Source organism: Spiroplasma monobiae MQ-1 (assembly GCF_002865545.1).
In the GTDB taxonomy this organism is placed as follows: Bacteria; Bacillota_I; Bacilli_A; order Mycoplasmatales; family Mycoplasmataceae; genus Spiroplasma_A; species Spiroplasma_A monobiae.
In genome coordinates, this window is sequence record NZ_CP025543.1 from 742,464 (window position 1) to 763,623 (window position 21,160).

Consider the following 21,160-nt stretch of genomic DNA (forward strand, 5'->3'; position numbering starts at 1 on the left):
GCATTTTATAATGCTTTTTTATTTTTTTATTTCAAAATATGTTTATTTATTGTAGTTTTTTGCTAAAATACTAATAACTATGACTTTTAAATTATTTGGAAACGATAATAAAATTAAATACTATTAAGGTATCTTTTTACAAATTTTTACAATTGAATATAAGGAGTTGATACTATGGAAGACAAAAAACAAGAGTCTCTACAACAGGTAAAAAGCGTAGTTGCAGATTTAGAAAATAAAATTGAGATTAAAAAATTGGCTGATAACATTAATCCGCCAAAGAAAAAATTACCACAAGCACCCTTTCCTACTAAAGTTTTTGCTTTAGGTGGATTAGAAGAGGTTGGTAAAAATACTTATTGTATCGAATATAATGACGAAATCATAATGATAGATGCTGGAGTTAAGTTCCCTGATGCTACACAATTAGGTGTAAGTGCAGTTATTCCTGACTTTAGTTATTTAGTAGAAAATAATTCAAAATTAAAAGGATTGTTTATTACACATGGTCACGAAGACCACATTGGAGGTATTCCATATCTACTTCAACAAGTTGAAGTACCAGTAATTTTTGCACCAGCTTTAGCTGCAGCTTTAATTAGAGATAGATTAAAAGAATACAAATTACAAAATAAAACAGTAGTTAAAGAATATAAAGAAAATGATGTATATTCAACAAAAAACTTTACTATACAGTTTGCAGCAGTAAACCACTCAATACCAGATGCATTTGGAGTTCACGTTCAAACACCTAATGGTGCGATCTTTTCAACAGGAGATTATAAGTTTGACTGAACACCTTTAGGTCATGATGCTAACGTTCAAAGATTAGCATCATGAGGTAATGATGGTATTGAATTGTTAATGGCTGACTCAACTAATGCAGAAGTAGAAGGATATACAATTGGTGAAAGAAAAGTTATTCAAAATATTGATACACATTTCTTAAAATCAAAAGGAAGAATTATTATTGCTTCTTTTGCATCAAATGTTCACAGATTACAACACATTATTGAATTAGCCAACAAATACGGTAGAAGAATTGTTGTTATTGGTAGAAGTATTGAAAGAATTATTAAAATAATTAGACAAATGGGTCACTTAAATATTAATGACAGAATGTTTATTAAACCAAATGAAATTGATAACTTCCCAAAAAATCAAATAATGATTTTATGTACAGGAAGTCAAGGAGAACCAATGGCTGCCCTATCTAGAATTTCTAGAATGGAACACCAAACAATTAAAATAATTCCAGGAGATACTGTAATTATGTCTTCATCACCTATTCCAGGTAATAGAGCTGATGTAGAAAATGTAATTAATAAATTAACAAGAATTGGTGCTAATGTAATTGAAAATGGTGCTGATAACAAAATTCATACTTCTGGACACGCAAGCCAAGAAGAACAAAAATTATTATTCACTTTATTAAAACCAAGATGTTTTATGCCTATGCATGGTGAATATAGGATGTTAAAAATTCACGGTGAAACAGCAACAAAAGTTAATGTTAAACCACAAAATGTCTTTGTTGTTGCAAACGGAGATCAAATCGAATTACACAATGGAGTTGGACAAGTGGGAAAAAGAGTTCCTGCCGAAGCAGTCTTCATTGATGGAAAAGATATGACAGGAAAAGCAAGTAATGTTATTAGAGAGAGAAATATTTTAAGTAAGGACGGACTTATGGCTGTAATTATTTCAATAGATTCTCAAGCAAATAAACTTTCTGCACCTCCTAGAATTGTTTCTAGAGGTAGTTTCTATGTAAGAGACAGTGGAAATGTTATTGCTGAATCAATAAACATTGTAACAAAGGCAGTACAAGAAGTTCTTAACTCACAAAAGCCCACTTTTGGAGCAATAAAGAATGCAATTAAGGAATCGTTATCGCCTTTCATCTTTAGATACAAAAGAAGAAACCCTTTAATTATTCCAGTTATTTTAAATAAAAAAGCAGAGGTTAAATAAGAAAATGAAAACTAAAAAAGAACAGTTAGGCCTATTTTCAATAATTTGAATTGGGTTCACATTTATAGCTGGTATAACATTTACTGCCAGTTTTGGACAAATAGTTCTTGCAAAAGATGGAAGTGGTGTTGGAATTAACATCATCTGAATATTTGTACTTGAGGGATTTATAGCCTTCATGTGTGCTTGAGCATTTGCGAAATTAGTTAAATATCACCCACAAGCAAATGGTGGAGGGAGCCAATACGTTAGAACTGCATTTGGTAAGTTCTGAGGATTGCTAATGGGATTCTTTAACTATTCAGTTATTCCAGTAATTGGGATGGCTTTGATTGTAACAATGGTTAGAGCAAACTTTGATAGCGAAATGTGAGGTCGTTGAAGTAATTTATACCTAGATTTAATTGGATTTGCATTATATATATTTGCAGCAACAATTATATTCTTTGGTATAAAAAAATATAAATATGTTGGATTAATAATTGGTTACCTAACATGGGGTATCACATTGTTATTAATGATATTTGGTTTAACAGCAGGATTTATGAATTTAGAAGTAAATTCAGATCCATTTAGACCTTATTTAGATGCAACATTAGATTTACCTGGATTTACAAAAGCATTTACAACTTGTTTCTTTGCTTTTGGTGGTATCGAAACATTCATAACTACAGGTAAAAACATTAAAAATAGATCTAGAAACATGCCTATAGCAATTATTGTAATTATGATAGCAACAACAGCTTTCTACATTATATTTTCAACAATAACAATGTTTGCTGTTGCTGGTGGTTCATTTGAATCAAATCCAAATACACAATTATTTCCAGAAGGTAATTTCTTAAGAACATTTGGTCCAGTATTGATTATTATTTGTACAATCTTAATGAGATTTAATTCTTCATTACAAATTACAATGTTCGGTGGTTCAACTCTTGAACCACTATCAAGTCAAGGATATATTTCTCCAAAATTCAAAAAAGAAAATAAAGAAAACATCCCAGTTGCTGGTGTATTTGCAACTATAGGTTTATTTATAATTTGTGCAACTATATTCTTGTTTATTCCAGATATCATTCAAGGAATAACTGGAGAGGAATCTCCGTTAAATTATGCGACAATTGCTAGTTGTGCTTCATTATTGTTAATAGCAATATATGGGACAATTATTCCAACTGTTATTGTTCAAGGAGTTAGAAAAAATGTTAAAGTTCAAATATGAGAATACATAGGTTGAATCGTAACTGGCTTATTCCTGTTGTTTGTATTTGGGGCATACGTGTGAACTTCATTGTTAAACCCATTTGTAAAACCAAATCCAGATCAAGCCAAACAAATACAAGCAGTTGTAAGTAGTGTATTCCAAATATTATACGTTACAGGAGTTGTGGTATGAGCAGTAATACAATATCACTTATACTACAAACCGAAAATGGCTAAAATGGATTCAAATTCTGAAAGAGCAAAAGAAATTGCTGAATATGAAAATTTCTTTAGACTTCTAAGTACTGATGAAATGGAAAAAATTGCTTTACAACAAGCAAAAGAAGATGAAGAATATAAGCAGTATAAACTTCAAATCAAGGCTGAAAAAACTAAAAATAAAGCAGTTTCAAAATAGTCCAAAAGGACTATTTTTTTATATTATAATTAGATTAATATGGAGGATGAGTGTATGAAAAAGTTATTGGGTATTTTAAGCACAGCAACTTTAACAATTGGTTCTGTTGCCCCTATTATAAATTACGCAATTTATGCACCCTCTTTAACTGTTATTAGGAAGATAAGTTATACTTATAATCTTAAAGATTTGGAATGAGATTCAATAAAATTTTTTAATGTTAACGGAATTCAAACAGCTACATTAACATCTCAAGATTTTACAAATGAATTAATAGAATGTATTCAAAAAATGTATGATGAAATTCCCGAGAAGGATTCTAATGTTTATAAAATTAATAAAATTACAACCCAATTTATTCAATCAGGAAGTGTAAACAATGATGTTAAACTATTTAATGAAAAATTTATTGCTGCAAATAAAGACGTTAATAAATTAAATGTAAAAAATCATAAAGTAGTTATATAAAAATATAATGATCCAAAAATAGGAGATCAATATTATATAAATGTTTGAGCAAATATTTCAGGACAAGATATAAGACTTTATGGAGGAGATGCATCAAAACCCTACAATTCACTTGATGAACTTAAAAAGAATTTCACAAATGAATTTGAACTTGAAATAACAATGGAAGTTTGAATTGATGGAGAAGATAAGGAATACTGAGGAATTGAATTACAACAAAACATTGACTTCCAAATAAAAAGCCAAATAATAAACTGATTTATGATGGAACAACAAACCCAGATGAGATCAGAAGTAATAAAACACATTAATAAAGAGGTTAATACACAGATAACAAAAATTGATAGGCCAATAAAACTTTATGAAGCAAAATTAAGCACTAATGCAAAAACTTTTGAACCCGGAAATGAAATTGGAGATAATATACTCATTGGTAGTGAGCACCCTTATTTTTATATTGGAATCACCTCAAGCGAACAAGCTTTTGGAGAATATAAATTGCTTGTAAAAAATACATTAGGACCTTCTTCAGAAACACAAAAAAAATGATTAGAATAAACTAATCATTTTTTATTTGTTTATGGTGGTACAATTCTTTTAAGGAGGTGTAAAAATGAGAGGAAATAGATCAATTTCTTGAATCAGAACTTTGCTGATGATTGGAAATGTATTTGGTTTAATTTCTGGATTGTTCCTGTTTATTGTATTCGCATTCCTTATGTCAAGTTATGTAATTGCAGATACTGGAAATGAATTTGGAAATCTTGAACCTTATGTACCATTAATGTTTTCATTGGTATCTTTCTTTACGATTACTAATATATTCTTTTGTAGTTATATTATTAATTTTCTAAGAAAGGCAGATGATATTACATTATTGAACAACAGATATGTAATTGCATTATTTTCAATTTCAATTGGTGGATTGTTTACACCATTTGTCTTAGCACAAATGCCAAACATACAAGTACAATCAACAATTAGTCCGAAATTTACAATTTCAAAAGGATATGGAGGAAACTCATTAGTTTCTGGATTTGCAGCTTTAGTGGTTTATTTTGGTTTTTCATTATTTGGAACAACTAATGTAAACGAAAACTCATCTATATTTACTAGTGGAACTCCAGATATAATTGCAGTTTCAATATTATCTACAATATTGTTGTGAGGTGTTATTAACACACTAACTTTTGCAACACCAGGTGCACAAGTTTCTTGAGACAATAAAGGTACAGCTTATAAATTCATGAATTTCTTAGCTGTTATAAACCTGATTGTTGCAACTATGACACTAATCTTGCAATTGATTGCAGCTGTGCTTTCAATTATTTCAATCTTATCAGATATGTTCGACAGAAGACGTGGATTCTTAGGTGCATTATTTAATTCAATGCTTGCAGCCTATAGAATTGCAATTCAATTATTTATCATTTATACAATAAATAAAATAATCAAAGGACTATGACAAAAAGGAGATAAAATTTACTATCAAGATTACTCAAGACTTGCTGAAAAGCAAAGAGAATATGATATGAATTCAAATCGCTAATAACAAATAAGTATAAAAAAAATAACTCTTATGAGTTATTTTTTTATTAAGCTGTTACTTTTTCTTTTTTTGGAGTAGAAACTTTGTTAGCTTCATCCTCGTCAACTTTTCTTGGAATAATAATAGTTGTGTTAACTGTAAAAGGAACAGATGCTTGAAGTTTAAACATTTTTAATACTTCTTTTCTTTCTTCTTCAGGTAAATTACCAACTGTTATTTCGTCTAATTTTTTAATTAATTTAGTAAATATTTTAACTCATCAAGCTCATGCCGCTATTAATAAGATAGTTCCAGAAATAGCTAATGCTGTAAAGAATCATGATAAATTCATTGATGATAAAGCTCCATAATCACCAAATCTGAAACTTAAGTATGAGATTAGGTTTGATCCCACACCAAAAGCTGCTAGAATGTGACAATAAATTGATCTACTTCAAAAGTTTGTTGCTTGTTCACGAATATCTAAAATATTTGTAAAGTTATATAACATTAACATTGTTCCTTTAACAGAATTGTTTTCTTCATATCATTTTGGTAAATGTAATTCTTGGAAAGCAGCTCTATAGTTAAAGTGATTGTTTACTCTTTTTCTTTCTCCATACATTAATTTAATATCTGTATAGTTTGTTTTAATTGCTAACGCTTTAAATAAATCTTTTTGCAAAACATTACTTTTTTTTGCTTTTGTTTTTTGATAAACAGTAATGTTTATTACAGTTGCAAAAATAATAACTAAAATTGCAAATACAAACGCTGCAAATGAAATGTACATTTGTCAATCATAGAAGAATACACCGCCGTTAGTTGGGTCACTTCCATTATTTGGTCTTAGAATTGGATTCATTATAGGTACCTAACCTTTCAAACTAATATAATAATATACTAAATTATAATATTTAACAAATCTCTTTCGCCATTTTTTTCATTTTTTTTAATTAAAAGCGTATCTTTGTTTAGTAAAACAGCTCTTTTTATAAAAAACTCTTGAAATATTTTTTGAGTTTTAGAGACAAAATTATATATTAATGTTTGTTGATTGTTTTCAGAACTAATTAAAACATTATTTTTATTTAGATAGTAAATTTTTTTAAAGTCAGATTCCTGAGTTAATTTTAGTTGTTCATTGAAATTTTTATCAATTAAAATAACTTTTTCTTCTTTGTCTTGAATAATATAGTTATTTTCAAATTCAATTATATCTACCAAATCATAATTAATTTCACTTATTATTTTTAAATCAAAATCTGTGAAGTAAGATTTATTTTCCTTTTTGATCACAAGTTTATCGCTAAACTTCGTTATTATTTGTAGTTCCATCAAATGCTTAAGATCATTAACTTCTGATGTGAAAACTTTATTATTTATTATAAAACTAATATATTGTTTTTTTCCTGTATTAACAAAATTCTGTATATAGTTTTCATAAACTCCATAAATTTGTAAATCTGTATTAGATACCATTTCCAAGGATGATAAAGTTGGATTTGGGTGAGCTAAAAACATTCTATCAATATCTTGTTTATTTTTAAGGTTTTCTTCAAATAGATTTCTAGACAAATAACAAAGAGTATTTATATGACTATTAGGTTTACTATCTGAAAAATAGATATTTTCATAATCTTCAAAAATATTTGTTATTCAATCTGTATTATCAATTTTTCTGATTTTTATATTCATTTTAATCACCTTTTTAATTATAGATTAAAAAACACAGTTAATTAACTGTGTTATATTTTTGAAATTATTTATTTTGGATTGCTTCTACACCAGGTAAAGTTTTACCTTCCATGTATTCTAATGAAGCTCCACCACCAGTTGAAATGTGTGTGAATTTTTCCTTAAATCCTAATTGAATTGCAGCTGCAGCTGAATCTCCACCACCAATTAAAGTGAATGAGTCTTTTAAGTTTGCTATAGCTTCACAAACAGCTAAAGTACCTTTATTATAGTGTTCGAATTCAAACACTCCCATAGGTCCATTTCAAGCTACTGTTTTTGCATCTTTTAAGATATCTTCAAATAATTCTATTGATTTAGGACCAATATCTAATCCCATTACATCTTCTGGTAAATCTACACCAGAAATTGTTGGTTCTGTATCTTTAAAGTCAGTGTTGTTTGCTGAGTCAATTGGTAAGATGATTTTTCCATTAGCTTTTTCCAAGTATTCTTTTGCTAGTGAAACTTTATCTTCTTCACATAATGATTTACCAATACTGTGACCTTGTGCTTTAAAGAATGTATATGCCATTCCTCCACCAATAATAATTTTGTCAGCTTTTTCCAATAGGTTATCAATAACTCCAATTTTATCAGACACTTTTGCTCCACCAATGATGGCAACAAATGGGTGTTCTGGTTTGTCAATTCCTTTTGCTAACATTTCTAATTCTTTTTGAACTAGGAATCCCACACAACTTTCAGCTATGTTTGATGCGATTCCAACATTTGAAGCATGAGCTCTGTGTGCTGTACCAAATGCATCATTTACGAATACATCTCCTAATCCAGCTCAGTATTTTCCTAATTCAGCATCATTTTTAGATTCAAATTTAACAACTTCTCCGTTTTGAACATCTTCAAAACGTGTGTTTTCAAATAAAAGTATTTCTCCTTCATTTAATGAACCAATTGCTGATTCTAATTCTTCTCCTCTTGTTTGAGGAACAAATTTAACTGATTTTCCTGATAATTCTTCTAATTTTTTAGCAACTGGTGCTAAAGTTTTTTTAGCTTTGTCACTTTCTTCTTTAATTCTACTTAAGTGTGAGAATAATACAATTTTTGCACCATTTTCAATTAAGTGGTTAATAGTTGGTAGTGCCGCTCTAATACGGTTATCGTCTGTTATAACTCCATCTTTTAATGGAACGTTAAAGTCAACTCTAACAAGAACAGTTTTTCCAGATACTTGAATATCATTTAATGTTTTTTTCATTTTTCGTTCTCCTATACCTAATTATTTTAAAACATTTTTAACCATAAAATCTATATAATGAAAAAAATTATCCTCATTTTCATTATGAAACCTTATTATATCTTGATCTTTGATTAAATTATTTTTACTTGGTTTATATAATTTTTTTCAAGGAGTTTGTTCGTGACATATTTCAACAATATCTCAAGATTTCAATTTCAAAAGAAATAAAACAATACTATATGTTATTTTATTATCTTTTTTATTTTGACTTTCAATTTTTAAATGAAGTTCTTTAGAATAGGTTATAGGTATGTCCGACCTTGCATAATTGGTATGTTTTTTTCATAAATCATAAATTACAGGACCCCATCTTCAAGTTTCAAATTCAATGTTTGCAACTTTTTGTCTAAATAATAAGAAGTAACTATAAACTATATAAATTATTTTCTGTATTTGAATTTGTGTGACTCTTTTTATGTTATTTTCTTTTTTTACTTTAGCAATAACATTTAAAATGTAATTTACAAATTCATCTTTAGAATAAAAAAACATATTTTCACCTCAATATTACTATCGTTGTAAAAATATGCTTAATTGTTTTATTTAGAAAATTATAAACTTAACATGTGTTTGATTGTACGGATGAATTGAGAAGTAAATGAGTTTTCGTTATCGTATCATGCAAATACTTTAACCATTTGTTTTCCTTCAACTTCCATAACTCTTGTTAATGTTGCATCAAAGATTGAACCATATGTTGATCCAATTACGTCTTGAGAAACAATTTCTTTTGTACAGTACTCTAATGCTAATCCTAATTCAGCGTCACTTGAAACAGCTGATTTAATTGCATTGTTGATTTCATCAACTGTTGTGTTTTTTGCTAACTCAACAGTTAAATCAACGATTGAACCTGTAATTGTTGGAACACGTAATGCTAATCCATCTAATTTTCCGTTTAAGTTTGGTAATACTTTACCAACTGCTGCTGCTGCTCCAGTTTTTGATGGAACAATGTTTCATGCAGCTGCACGCCCACGACGTAAGTCTTCTGGGTGAGCTAAGTCTAATAATCTTTGGTCATTTGTTACGGCATGAATTGTGTTCATTAACCCTTTAACAACTCCAAATTTTTCATCTAAGATTTTTGCTACTGGTGATAAACAGTTTGTTGTACATGATGCAGCTGAAACAATTGTGTCTTCTGCTGATAATGTTTTGTGGTTAACACCAAATACTATTGTTTTTAAATCTCCTGAAGCTGGTGCTGAAATAATTACTTTTTTTGCCCCTGCTTCTAAGTGAGCTTTTGATTTTTCTTTGTCGGCGTAGAAACCTGTACATTCTACAACTAGATCAATTCCCAATTCACCTCATGGTAAATTTTTTGGGTCTCTTTCTGCTAAGATTTTGATTTCTTTTCCATCAACAATGATTGCTCCCTCTTTAGATTCAACTTTTCCGCTCATAAATTTTCCTTGAGCTGAATCGAATTCTAATAAGTAAGCTAATTTTTTTGAATCAGTTAAGTCGTTAATTGCTACAACTTCGATATCTTTTGATAAGAATAATTGTCTAAATGCTAGACGACCAATTCTACCAAATCCGTTAATTGCTATTTTTTTCATATTAGTCAATTCCTTTCACGATTTAATTTTATACCTTATTGCCTTATTTATTAAATAAAACATTTAAAATTTATTTCCATTTTTTCCACAACAATATTTACTAGTTGGAGAAATATTCTACTAATATCTCTTATTTTCTCCAATTAATTCAAATTCATTTGAAAGACCTTTTATTCTTTCTGTAAATCTTAAAGCTTTTTGCATTTCAAATTTTTTCTCTTCTGGATTAGTAACTCTTTTGTTTAAGTAATACTTTTGAAGATCTGAAATAGAGAAATTAGATGTAAAGTATGTTATTTTCTTATTTTCTAATCTATGGTTTAAAATACCAAACATGACCTCATCTCTACTTCAATCACTTACAACTTCCGCTCCAATATCATCTAGTATTAGAACATCCACTTTTAAACAGTCATCATAAAATCTTGATAAGTCAGTTTTTTCTTCGGTATTAAATGTATCTTTTATTATTTTAATAAGTTTATTTACAGTTACAAATATGACTTTCTTATCTTTTTTAGCATATTCATTTGCCAACCTTTTCATTAAAAAGGTTTTACCAGCTCCTGGATCACCATAGATATAGACTCCTTTTCATGAATTGTTTACTAAATTATCTCTAATTTCTTTTAATAATCTTTTCATTTCTTTTGATACTTGAGAAATGTCTAAAGCCTTGGTGTATTCACTTATGGTTTGGCTATTTTCTTGTAAGTCGTAATCTGCATGAACTATATTTTTTATTATTTTATAATCCTTGTTTTCATATATTCAATGCTTACAGTTTTTACTTGAAATATAGAATAAGTTATTCTTATAAACAAGAACCTCTTGAACACCTTTAATTAATTGAGTGCACTTTTCTAAAGGTTCTTCATTTGCACAGAAAGTATACTGACTTAGAAATCTATTGATAACCAACATATTATTTTCCAAAATTTGATCTGTTATTTTGTGTTTTTCAATAAGTTCTTTTAAGCTGATGTGATTTTTTATATCACTTAAATTAAGTTGTTTCATCTATAAGTCACCTCAATCATTTTGATCAAAAGTGAAGTCTTCTTCAACTTTAATTTTATATGTATCTTTGTTTAAAGCTTCATTTCATCTTCTACCCAAATCTATGTTCACTACTTTGTTTGATTTAATATTTGATTTAGACTTTTGGTGAGCAACTTTTAAATATTCAAATGTCTCAGATGCTGTTTTAAATCCGTTTTCAGACATTGTCGAAGCTATTTTATAAATATAGTTGGCAACTATATTTCCTTTGTTTTTTAAGAAAACAAAATCAAATAAGCAATTTATTACACCATTTCTTAACTTATATTTATTTTGGAGAATTTCAATAATTTCGTTTTGGGTTTTATTTAATTCTTTTGTTTTAGGGTCTTTTGAAGAAATTAAAGCCAATAGATATTCTTCAGGTTCAATTGTTTCCATTTCATTAAGTTTTTTAATCTTTTGGTTTTGAATGTTTTTGTTTACATCTATTTCAGGAACTGTTGGTTCAAATTCATCCTTTTTAAAGATAAGTTTGGCAACTTCTTTGTAGAACAATGAGTTGTCAAAAGAACATTCTTCTTTGTCATATATTCTTTTTATTATTTCCTTTATTTCAAATTGACTTATATTGTATGAACCAAAAACATCTTCAATAGCTTTTTTAACTACTGAGTTGTTTTTGCTTATAATTACATCTTCAGTTTCTAAAGATTCAATTAGTTGTATATAGTCCAAACCTTTTAATAAAGCGTTTGTTCTCTTCGGTTTTGCTTTAATCATTGTTGTTTCTTCTACTTTAATATTTTCAATTTCACCAAATACATCTGCAAATTTAGATGAAGTGTCTTTATAACCACTTTCAAGGCTTAATTCACCTTCATCTCTGAAAGTGAATCTTACCAGTTCATAGTCATCCTTTTTTAATTTATTTAATAAAGCATTATTAAATACTTTATTTTCAAAGAATTCAGCGGGTTCTAATGGTGAATATACATTGAATATTATTGTATTTTTTTCTTTGTTTTCCAAAGTTCTTAAAAGACCTAAAGCTTCTAACTTTTTAAAATATTTTGCTAGTGTTGTTTTACTAATTCCAGTAATTTTTGATAATCTAGCATCTGATAAAGTAATTTTCTTAAAATCATTTAAAATGTATGATTCGTTTATTAATGTATAGTATAGCGACACCGCCTTAGATCCCATAATAGGTTGGTAAAGGTAGGTGATTATTTTGTTGTTTGAACTGTCAACTATGTTTTTTAGAATAACTCTGTAATTGAAATCATTCATACCTACCTCCGTCTTGCTTATTAATAATAAAAAAAAAGAAAAAAATTGGAACACATTTAATATTTTTTATGTAATTTCCTATAACTTGTTAATAAAAAAACTTGATAAATACCTTTATTTAAAGGTTTAAATCAAGTTGTCCACATATTAATACTAATTTTGACATTCTCCACAGAAGTATGTCCCTCTTCCGTTAACCTTTATCTTTTGAATAATTCTTCCACATTCAAAACAAGGTTTATCTTTTCTTAAATGAACTTTTAGTTCATTTTGATATTTTCCATCAATACCTTGTTCTGGTTGATAACTATCTATTGTAGATCCACCAAGTTCTATAGATCTCTTTAGAATTCTTTTGGATGCGTTTAAAATATCTTCATAATTTCTCAATTTTAAACTGCTTGCTCTTTTTTCTGGGTGAATCTTGGCTTCAAATAGAATTTCATCCGCATAAATATTACCTATTCCAGATATTTTTGTCTGGTCTAGCAGGACAGTCTTAATGTGCTTGTTTGAACCAGACATTATATCCATAAGATATTGTCCGTTTAAACTGCTATCAAAGGGTTCTGGGCCAACATTTTGTATTGGTTTTTGTGTTCTAAATTTAGATTTTTCTTGAAGGTGTAAAGTACCAAATTTCCTTGTGTCTGTATAAACAAGTAATTTATTGTCACTTAATTCAAATACAGCTTCTACGTGTTTTTGTTCATATTGTGTTCCGGCTTCATAAACAAATCATTTTCCTTCCATTCTTAAGTGACTTATTAAAACAAGTTCTTGAAGTTCGAAAATTATATGTTTTGCTATTCTTGATATATTGTCAATTTTTCTACCTTCCAGTTCTTTTTCGAATTCAGGAATAGAAATATCGGTTTTTATTAAATTGGGGTAAGTTATTGTTGCTTTTCTTATTGTTAAGCCCTTAACTTTTTTATTTAGAATCCTAATAACGGTTTCAACTTCTGGTAATTCTGGCATAATAAATTCTCCTTATTTTAAATTAAATCAATCTTTTGCTTGAGAATAGTTTATTTCTAAATCAACAAGCGCTTCTCTATTTTTGTTTGATATTTTTAATAAATCATTATAAGCATTTTTCATTGTTTCAAGAACCATAGTTTTCACTTGTTCAAGCTCCTCTTTTTTAACTAACAATATAATTTCATCATGAATTTGAGCAATCATTTTTGAATTAAAATTACTTTTATTTAGATTTTCAAAAACATTAATCATTGCAACTTTTAGAATATCTGCAGCAGTACCTTGAATTGGTGCATTAACAGCAGCTCTTTCTCCAAATTGTTTAACCATATAATTTGAATTACTTAATTCGTAAATATATCTTCTTCTATTTCCCAGTGTTTCTACATAACCATTTTCATATCCAAATTTAATAACTTGTTCTTTAAATTTTAAAATTTGAGGGAAAGCTTGATAATAAGCTTTAATGTATTCTTTTGCTTGAGGAATAGAGATTTTTAAATCTTTTGCAAGACCAAAATCACTTAAACCATATAGAATACCAAAGTTAAAAACCTTGGCAACCCTTCTCTGTTCTGAATCCACTTCTTGATCTTCATTCAAGTTAAAAATACTTCTTGCAGCTTCTGAGTGAATATCTCTATTCATAGAAAATATTTGAATTAATTTTTCTTCATTCACTATATCTGCCAATACCCTAAGTTCTATTTGAGAGTAATCAAAACTTAAATATAGGTTTTCATCATTTGTTACAAATATTTTTCTAACATTTTTTTGTTCTTCATCTCTAACAGAAATGTTTTGAATGTTTGGATAACTAGAACTTAGTCTTCCTGTATTTGTTAGAGTTTGATTAAAAATTGTATGGACCTTACTGTCTGGGTGAATAAATTTTTCAAATCCTTTTAAATAAGTTGAGTGCAACTTACTATACTTTCTAAAAGAAATTATTTTTGAAATAACTGGATGTTTATCCTGAAGAGATTCTAAAGTTTCTCTGTCGGTGCTCCCTTTGTTATAATCTGGCAACTGTAATTTATCAAATAGAAGTTCTTTTAATTGTTTTGGTGAACCCACATTGAAATTATCTCCAATAAAATCTTTTAAATCATTTTTAATTTCAATTTCCAAATTCGTTAATAATTCTAAAATATTTTTTTCTTGTGTTGCTAATTCATCTTTGTCAACTTGAATTCCTTCCACTTCCATATCAATTAAAACTTTTGCAAAGGGTAGCTCAATTTTTTCATATAGGCTTGTCTGATTATTTTCCTGTAATTGTTTTAAAACATCTTGTTCATATTTTTTTATTATTAAAGATTTATTTACTAAATAATCCATTTTTATTTTTTCATCGATAAGTAAAGTTCTTTTTACCCCTTTACCAAAAATTTCTTCAAATGTCTTAATTTCATTTGAAGGATCCAACATAATGACATGCTGTTCAAAAGATGATTTTATATTTGAATTTAAAACATAACATCCAATCATCATGTCATAGATAAATAAGTCGGATTTTGTCTCGTAACCCATTTTTTTTAAAGCTATAATTGTCTTTTTAATATCATATGTTTTAAATTTTGAATTAAGTAAAAAATACTGAAAATTTTGATCAACTATAGATTCATTTCAATTAAATATACTTATTTCTTCACTTGAATTAAATGAGTAATAAAAATTTCCTTTTGAATTTACAATTGAAATTCCAATGACATCACTTGTGTGGTAATTATCATTTAATGTTTCCAAATAAATATAATTTTCTATATCATTATATTTTTGATTTCATTTATTTATAATTTCATATTCAGTTTTTAACTCAACAACATTTTCTTCATTCTTTGAATTATATTTTTTTAATAATGAATTCATTTCATATCTAATAAAAAAATCTCTAAGTCCAGCAAAATCAATTATTGTTTTTTCAAAACTAATTTTATCCAACTGCATATCTCTAAAAATTGTTGCAATTTCTTTTGAAAGAAATGCATCTTCTTTTCCTGCAACCAATTTCGCCTGCTTAGCACCTTTTATTAAATCTATGTTTTCATATAAATTTTCTAAATTATGAAATTCTTGTAGAAGTTCTTTTGCCGATTTTTCACCAATACCAGCAACACCTTTTATGTTATCTGAAGAGTCTCCCCTCAAACCTTTGTAATCAATTACTTGTTCCGGTGTTACTCCTCACTTTTCAAATAATCTTTCCTTATTATAAACCATAAGATCACTTGTTCCAATTTGCGGAGATAAAACAAAAGTCTTATCAGATATTAGTTGATACATATCTTGATCGCTTGTTAGTATATGAGTTTCTGCTTCTTGGTCTTCTTCTAATATTTTTGAAATAGTCCCTATTATATCGTCAGCTTCATAATTATCGACTTCAAATCATTCAATATTGACATTAGTTAGGAATTCTCTTACGATTGGAAATTGCATAACCAACTCTGAAGGAGTTTTTGCTCTACCAGCTTTATAATCTTTCAACTTATCATGTCTAAAAGTTTTTTTACCTTTATCAAAAGCAACTTTAACGCAAAAATAATCATTTTTTTCAATGATATTCATAAGCATATTAATAAATGAGTATACCGCATTTGTCGGTATACCACTCTTTGTAGTTAGTGTGGCTCTACCATAAGAACTGTAGAAAGCCCTAAAAATTAAGGCATTACCATCAACAAGTAAGAATTTATTTTTCATTTTTTTCACCATTAATTCTATAATAACAAAAAAAGTGCTTGTAGCACTTTTTATTATATCTCTTTGACAAAATCCATTAACACAGCATTTATTTTGTTATTAAATTTCTGTGTTTTGATTTTAATTATAAGGTTTTTACCTAAATTTAATTTAGATCTTAAATTTTCATATATAGATGAAAAAACAGTAACAACAATTGTGTCAGTTTCATCTGCAATATCTATGAATCCCATTTCATTACCGTTTTTATCTTTTTTAGTAATTATGTTCTCAATATTTATTAAAACATCACAAACAACACCTTCATCTCTTAAACTGCTTATTGTTCTTAATTTATGATTGTTTATAATTTTTTGTCTAATTATAGATAATGGGTGTGCTGAAACAAAGAATCCCAAATATTCTTTTTCAAAACCAACTATTTCTTCGGGTTTATCTTTTCTTTTTTCCAGATCTAAAGAAATATTAGGGTCATTTAATAAAGTTGCTGTAGCACTTAAATTAAAAATTTGTTCTCTTTGAGAAATCAAATCCCTTCTAGCAAATCCAAAACAATCAAATGCACCAGAATAAACCAAGGCTAAATATCTTTGTTCTGATAACCCTTTTTCTTTCATGTTACCTATAAACAATAATATGTTTTCAAAGGCTTTTTTATTTGTTTTAAAAAGTTCCTTTACGTTTTTTAAAAATTCAGGACCAATAAATTTAATTATATTCATTGGAATATTTATCATATTATTGTGAAAAATATATACACTGTTTGGATTTTTAATTGTTGGTGGGTTAACATTAAAGCCAGCATTTTTAACTTCATTTAGGTATTGTGAAGTTTTAGTTTCATTTCTTATAGAACCATTTAATAATGAGCAATAGAAAGAAGATTTATAATTTGCTTTTAAATAAGCCATTCAATAACTTATCACAGAATAAGCAATAGCATGTGATTTGTTAAATCCATAGAGTGCAAATCTTTCTATATAGACTCAAATTTCATTTGCCTTATTTTGCACATATCCATTTTTAATTGCAGCTTCAATAAATTCCTCTTTAAATTGTTTCATTAAATTTTTATCTTTTTTACCAATAGCTCTTCTAACTACATCAGCCTTACTCAAACTCATACAAGCTACTCTTTGTAACATATTCATAATTTGTTCTTGATAAACAATTATTCCAAATGTACTTTCTAAAATGTCTTCTACATTTTTATCTAATGCATATTTTATTTCGCTATTATTTTTTCTTTCAATGAACAATGGTATGTTATCTTGTGGTCCTGGTCTATACAAAGCAGATGTTGTTGCAATATCTTCTATTGAGTTGACCTTCATCTTTATTAAAACATCAGTCATACCTGGTGATTCTAATTGAAATATACCACTAGTGTCTCCACTTCTTAACAAATCAAAAGTTTTCTTATCATTTAAAGGTATATCATCTAAATTTATTTCAATACCCTCTATATTTTTTATATTTTTTATTACTTCTTGTATTATAGATAGATTTCTTAAACCTAAAATATCTGTTTTAATTAATCCAATCTCTTCCAAGTGGTTCATTGAAAATTGTGTTTGTGAAATTCCATTTATTCCGATTTTTGTTGGAACAACTTTGTAAAGTTCAACATCAGAAAAAATGACTCCGGCAGCGTGTGTTCCAGTTTGTCTTGGAAGTCCAATTATTTTTTCACTAATCTCAAACATTTGAGGATACTTATCCTTATATTTTCTAAGTATTTCACTATCGGTTAAAGCCAATTGTAAATCTTTAACATTTTTATCATTGATTTGTTTTGTCATATGATTAATATCATTAATAGGTACATCAAAAATTCTTCCACAATCTCTTAAAGCATTCTTAATTCCGATTGTTTGGAAAGTTGTGATTGTAGCGAAGTGATCTTTACCATATTTATTAAATAGGTATTCCAATATTTCTTCTCTTCTATCATCTTGAAAGTCCAAGTCAATATCAGGAAGGGTTACTCTATCAATATTTAGAAATCTTTCAAAAAGTAATTCTCATTTAATAGGATCTAATTTAGTAATTTTTAAAAGAAATGCAACTAAACTGCCTGCCGCAGAACCTCTTCCGGGTCCATATAAAATTTTTAATTTTATAGCTTCGCTAATTAAGTCATGAACAATTAAAAAGTAATCTTCAAATCCCATTTTATTTATTACATCAAGTTCATATATTAATCTTTCACTATAAATGTTTTTATTCAAATCTTTTTTAGCTTCCAAATAATTATCTAAAGCTTCTTCACAAACAATTCTTAGATATTCTTTTGAAGGCATTTTTTTGCTGTTTGGGTATTTTAAAAAATGCTTTTCATAAATAAATATATTTTCGAAATCAATCATATTAGTAATTTTTGAAATATTATCAATATGTTTTTCAACTTTCATATATTGTGAAACAGATTCTTTTGAATAATAAAAATTTTTATCTACATTTGAAAGTTCAGAAATTAATTTACCCTCATTTATAGCTATTAAAGTTTTATATACTGGGTATTCATTTTCATTTAAAAAATTAATCTGATTTGAAAAGACAATATTATCCTTCTTTGAAAAATAAGAGTGATTTTGTTTAGTTATACCAATATAAAAATTATCCTCTTTAATTTTTTTGCCAAATATTTCTAAATAGTTATCAACATTTTCTATAGAAAAAGAACAAACAACTATTATGTCGTTTGATATTTTTTCTCAAAAAACTTTTTCAATTTTTTCTAAGTCTGTTTTTTCATTTTGATTTATATAAGAACTAATAAAACTTATATTTTGAAATCCATTATTATTTTTTGCATAAATTAAAACATTACCAAAAGATAAATCAATACTTAAACCAATAATTGGTTTAATTTGATTTGCTTTGGCTTTTTCATAGAATTCAGCTGCTCCATACATTGTATTTTTATCTGCATAAAATCCAAATTCAAGTTTATTTAATTTTAAAAAGCTAAAGTAATCATCAATTTTAATTGTTGAATTGAGAAAATTATAACAACTTTGAACATTAAGCAAATTTAAATATTCCATACAAGACCTCACTTCTTTTATTTTACATTATTAGTAAAAAAACACCATTTTATTAAATAGTGTTTTTATTTTCTTCTATTAAAATAATCGACAATTGTGTCATAAGCATTATTAATTTTTGTCATTTCTGCTTGGGCTTCCAAGTTATTTGGATTTTTATCCGGATGATATTTTTTAGCCAATTCAATATATCTCTTTTTAACTTCTTTTAATGATGATTCTCTTGGCATACCTAAAGCTTCAAAAGCTTGATCAACTTGAGATTTGTCTTGATAAAAGTCTGAATATGAATTAGAACTATCGTAATCAGCTCCTCCAACAAAGTCTTCATCAGAGTAACGACTTTGAGTGTTATCTCTATTTCTATTTCTTCCACCTCTAAGTCTTCTGATTCCACCAAAAATTAAATCAAATATTAGGACGTAAAAGAAAATTTCTAATAACCTTAATATAAATTTAAATAGACTATCCATTATATTCACTCTTTCTTATGATGTATATACAATTCAAACTATTAAGGAAATTATTAGTAACAAAATTATTATATATGCAGTAATTTTATAAATTAGATGATTCGCCTTTTTATTTTTATTTTTGTTGTTTGAATCTGACTTTTTATCTTTTAAAACTGAATTTGGAATTTCTGAAATAGTTAGAGAATCATCTTTATAGTTTTCTATTGCAAACTCCTGGTCATATGCAAGCGTCTCGCTGTTAACTACATTCCCATTAAAAACTCCAAACTTATTTGTTTCAGTTTTCTTCTTTTTCTTATTGTTTTTCAATTAACTCACCATCTTTTCATATATAAGTTTTTATATAATTTTTAATTGTATAGTCTATCATTTCATCTAACAATAAATTTTCTTCTTGTTTTGTAGCTACAAATGATTTTGGTTTTGTAACTGGATTTTTAGGAACATACATTGAACATACGTCATCAAAAGGTAATATTGAGGTTTCATAAGTATCAATTTTTTTAGAAATTTCAATAATTTCTTCCTTATCGTGTGTTAACACAGGTCTTAATATTGGTAATTGTGAAACTTCATTTATAACATTAATTGATTCAATAGTTTGACTAGCCACTTGTCCCAATGATTCACCAGTTATTAGGGCTTGTACTCCAATAATTTTGGCTCATTCATTTGCAATTCTTATAAATATTCTTCTCATGATTGTTATTCTGTATGATTCTTCTTTTATATGCATAAGTTCTTTCAAAATCATAGAAAAATCACAAACATATAAGGAAAAACTTGAATGATTAAATTTTTCAATTTTACCTGCCAATTTAAAAACCTTATCCAAAGCTTCGGGTGTTGTGTGGGGCAGTGTCATAAAATGTAAAAAATCTACAACCATTCCTCTTTTTAAAGTTAGATAACTTGCAACAGGAGAGTCAATGCCGCCACTTAGCAACGATAATCCTCTACCACTAACTCCGACAGGTAGACCTTTTGAAGCATTTATTCTTGATGTAAAAATAAATGCTCCATTGTGTTTTATTATTATTGTTAATTTTAAATCGGGTTTATGAACATTAACTTTTATATTATTGTTGTTTTTCAAAATATTAACAGCAACTTTAGTTTTTAATTCTTGAGAACCCATTGAAAAACCCTTGTCTTTTCTTTCAACTTCAACCTTAAAAGTTCCAGAGTGATTCATAGCAATTTCTAAAGTTTTAGCAAGAATAACATCTTCATTTTTTTCAACAATTTCAACAATAGACAATGAGTAAATACCAAATATATTTTGCAAAATATTTGATATATTATCTAATTTACTTTCATCTTTTATTTCCAAAACTAAACTGTTGTGATCTTTTTTGTACTCAATAAATTCCTTGTATTCTTTTAGTTTGAATTTTATATTTTGAATCAGTTTACTAATAAAGGCATTTCTATTATTTCCTTTTAAAGTTAATTCTCCATATCTTATTAATATATTTTTCATTATGTA

The 21,160-nt window shown here is 27.4% G+C and carries 18 protein-coding genes; 5 read left to right on the forward strand and 13 right to left on the reverse strand.

Annotated features, from left to right (window positions below; genetic code table 4):
• Positions 1-174: 174 nt before the first annotated feature.
• From SMONO_RS03480 to SMONO_RS03500, 5 genes are all read left to right on the forward strand, one after another.
• Entirely contained in the window at positions 175-1,974 is a 1,800-nt protein-coding gene (locus SMONO_RS03480) for a ribonuclease J (protein ID WP_101780962.1), read from the forward strand.
• A gap of 4 nt (positions 1,975-1,978) precedes the next feature.
• Positions 1,979-3,595, forward strand: coding sequence for an APC family permease (locus SMONO_RS03485; RefSeq protein ID WP_101780963.1), 1,617 nt, complete (start codon positions 1,979-1,981; stop codon positions 3,593-3,595).
• 54 nt (positions 3,596-3,649) lie between these two features.
• The gene (locus SMONO_RS03490) at positions 3,650-4,063 is read left to right on the forward strand and encodes a hypothetical protein (protein ID WP_101780964.1); all 414 of its coding nucleotides are present in this window, start codon (positions 3,650-3,652) and stop codon (positions 4,061-4,063) included.
• Between the two features lie 162 nt (positions 4,064-4,225).
• On the forward strand, positions 4,226-4,621 hold the full coding sequence (locus SMONO_RS03495; RefSeq protein ID WP_101780965.1) for a hypothetical protein: 396 nt from the start codon (positions 4,226-4,228) through the stop codon (positions 4,619-4,621).
• A 55-nt stretch (positions 4,622-4,676) separates the two neighbouring features.
• Positions 4,677-5,612, forward strand: a complete 936-nt coding sequence (locus SMONO_RS03500) for a hypothetical protein (protein WP_101780966.1) — start codon at positions 4,677-4,679, stop codon at positions 5,610-5,612.
• A gap of 46 nt (positions 5,613-5,658) precedes the next feature.
• Here the strand turns inward: SMONO_RS03500 and SMONO_RS03505 are convergent, their stop codons facing one another.
• The 13 genes from SMONO_RS03505 to thiI form a co-directional block, all read right to left on the reverse strand.
• Positions 5,659-6,456, reverse strand: coding sequence for a hypothetical protein (locus SMONO_RS03505; protein WP_101780967.1), 798 nt, complete (start codon positions 6,454-6,456; stop codon positions 5,659-5,661).
• A gap of 38 nt (positions 6,457-6,494) precedes the next feature.
• Complete coding sequence (locus tag SMONO_RS03510) at positions 6,495-7,289, reverse strand: hypothetical protein (RefSeq protein ID WP_101780968.1); 795 nt, start codon at positions 7,287-7,289, stop codon at positions 6,495-6,497.
• A gap of 64 nt (positions 7,290-7,353) precedes the next feature.
• Positions 7,354-8,550, reverse strand: coding sequence for a phosphoglycerate kinase (locus SMONO_RS03515; protein WP_101780969.1), 1,197 nt, complete (start codon positions 8,548-8,550; stop codon positions 7,354-7,356).
• Between the two features lie 21 nt (positions 8,551-8,571).
• A complete protein-coding gene (locus SMONO_RS03520) occupies positions 8,572-9,084 on the reverse strand; it encodes a type II toxin-antitoxin system antitoxin SocA domain-containing protein (RefSeq protein ID WP_101780970.1) in 513 nt (170 codons plus the stop codon).
• Positions 9,085-9,143: 59 nt separating this feature from the next.
• Positions 9,144-10,160 carry a type I glyceraldehyde-3-phosphate dehydrogenase gene (gap, locus tag SMONO_RS03525; protein ID WP_101780971.1) on the reverse strand — a complete coding sequence of 339 codons (1,017 nt, stop codon included), beginning with the start codon at positions 10,158-10,160 and terminating at the stop codon, positions 9,144-9,146.
• A 120-nt stretch (positions 10,161-10,280) separates the two neighbouring features.
• Positions 10,281-11,180 carry an ATP-binding protein gene (locus SMONO_RS03530; RefSeq protein ID WP_101780972.1) on the reverse strand — a complete coding sequence of 300 codons (900 nt, stop codon included), beginning with the start codon at positions 11,178-11,180 and terminating at the stop codon, positions 10,281-10,283.
• On the reverse strand, positions 11,181-12,455 hold the full coding sequence (locus tag SMONO_RS03535) for a DnaD domain protein (RefSeq protein WP_101780973.1): 1,275 nt from the start codon (positions 12,453-12,455) through the stop codon (positions 11,181-11,183). It abuts the gene before it with no gap.
• A gap of 153 nt (positions 12,456-12,608) precedes the next feature.
• Positions 12,609-13,436 (reverse strand): DNA-formamidopyrimidine glycosylase, encoded by an 828-nt coding sequence (gene mutM, locus SMONO_RS03540; protein WP_101780974.1) that lies wholly within the window; start codon positions 13,434-13,436, stop codon positions 12,609-12,611.
• A 12-nt stretch (positions 13,437-13,448) separates the two neighbouring features.
• Positions 13,449-16,145, reverse strand: coding sequence for a DNA polymerase I (polA, locus tag SMONO_RS03545; RefSeq protein WP_101780975.1), 2,697 nt, complete (start codon positions 16,143-16,145; stop codon positions 13,449-13,451).
• A 53-nt stretch (positions 16,146-16,198) separates the two neighbouring features.
• On the reverse strand, positions 16,199-19,195 hold the full coding sequence (dnaE, locus tag SMONO_RS03550) for a DNA polymerase III subunit alpha (protein WP_101780976.1): 2,997 nt from the start codon (positions 19,193-19,195) through the stop codon (positions 16,199-16,201).
• A 65-nt stretch (positions 19,196-19,260) separates the two neighbouring features.
• Positions 19,261-19,668 carry a J domain-containing protein gene (locus SMONO_RS03555; protein WP_101780977.1) on the reverse strand — a complete coding sequence of 136 codons (408 nt, stop codon included), beginning with the start codon at positions 19,666-19,668 and terminating at the stop codon, positions 19,261-19,263.
• 15 nt (positions 19,669-19,683) lie between these two features.
• Positions 19,684-19,980, reverse strand: a complete 297-nt coding sequence (locus tag SMONO_RS03560; RefSeq protein WP_101780978.1) for a hypothetical protein — start codon at positions 19,978-19,980, stop codon at positions 19,684-19,686.
• Entirely contained in the window at positions 19,967-21,154 is a 1,188-nt protein-coding gene (thiI, locus tag SMONO_RS03565; RefSeq protein WP_101780979.1) for a tRNA uracil 4-sulfurtransferase ThiI, read from the reverse strand. Before thiI ends, SMONO_RS03560 begins: the two co-directional genes overlap by 14 nt.
• Positions 21,155-21,160 lie beyond the last annotated feature (6 nt).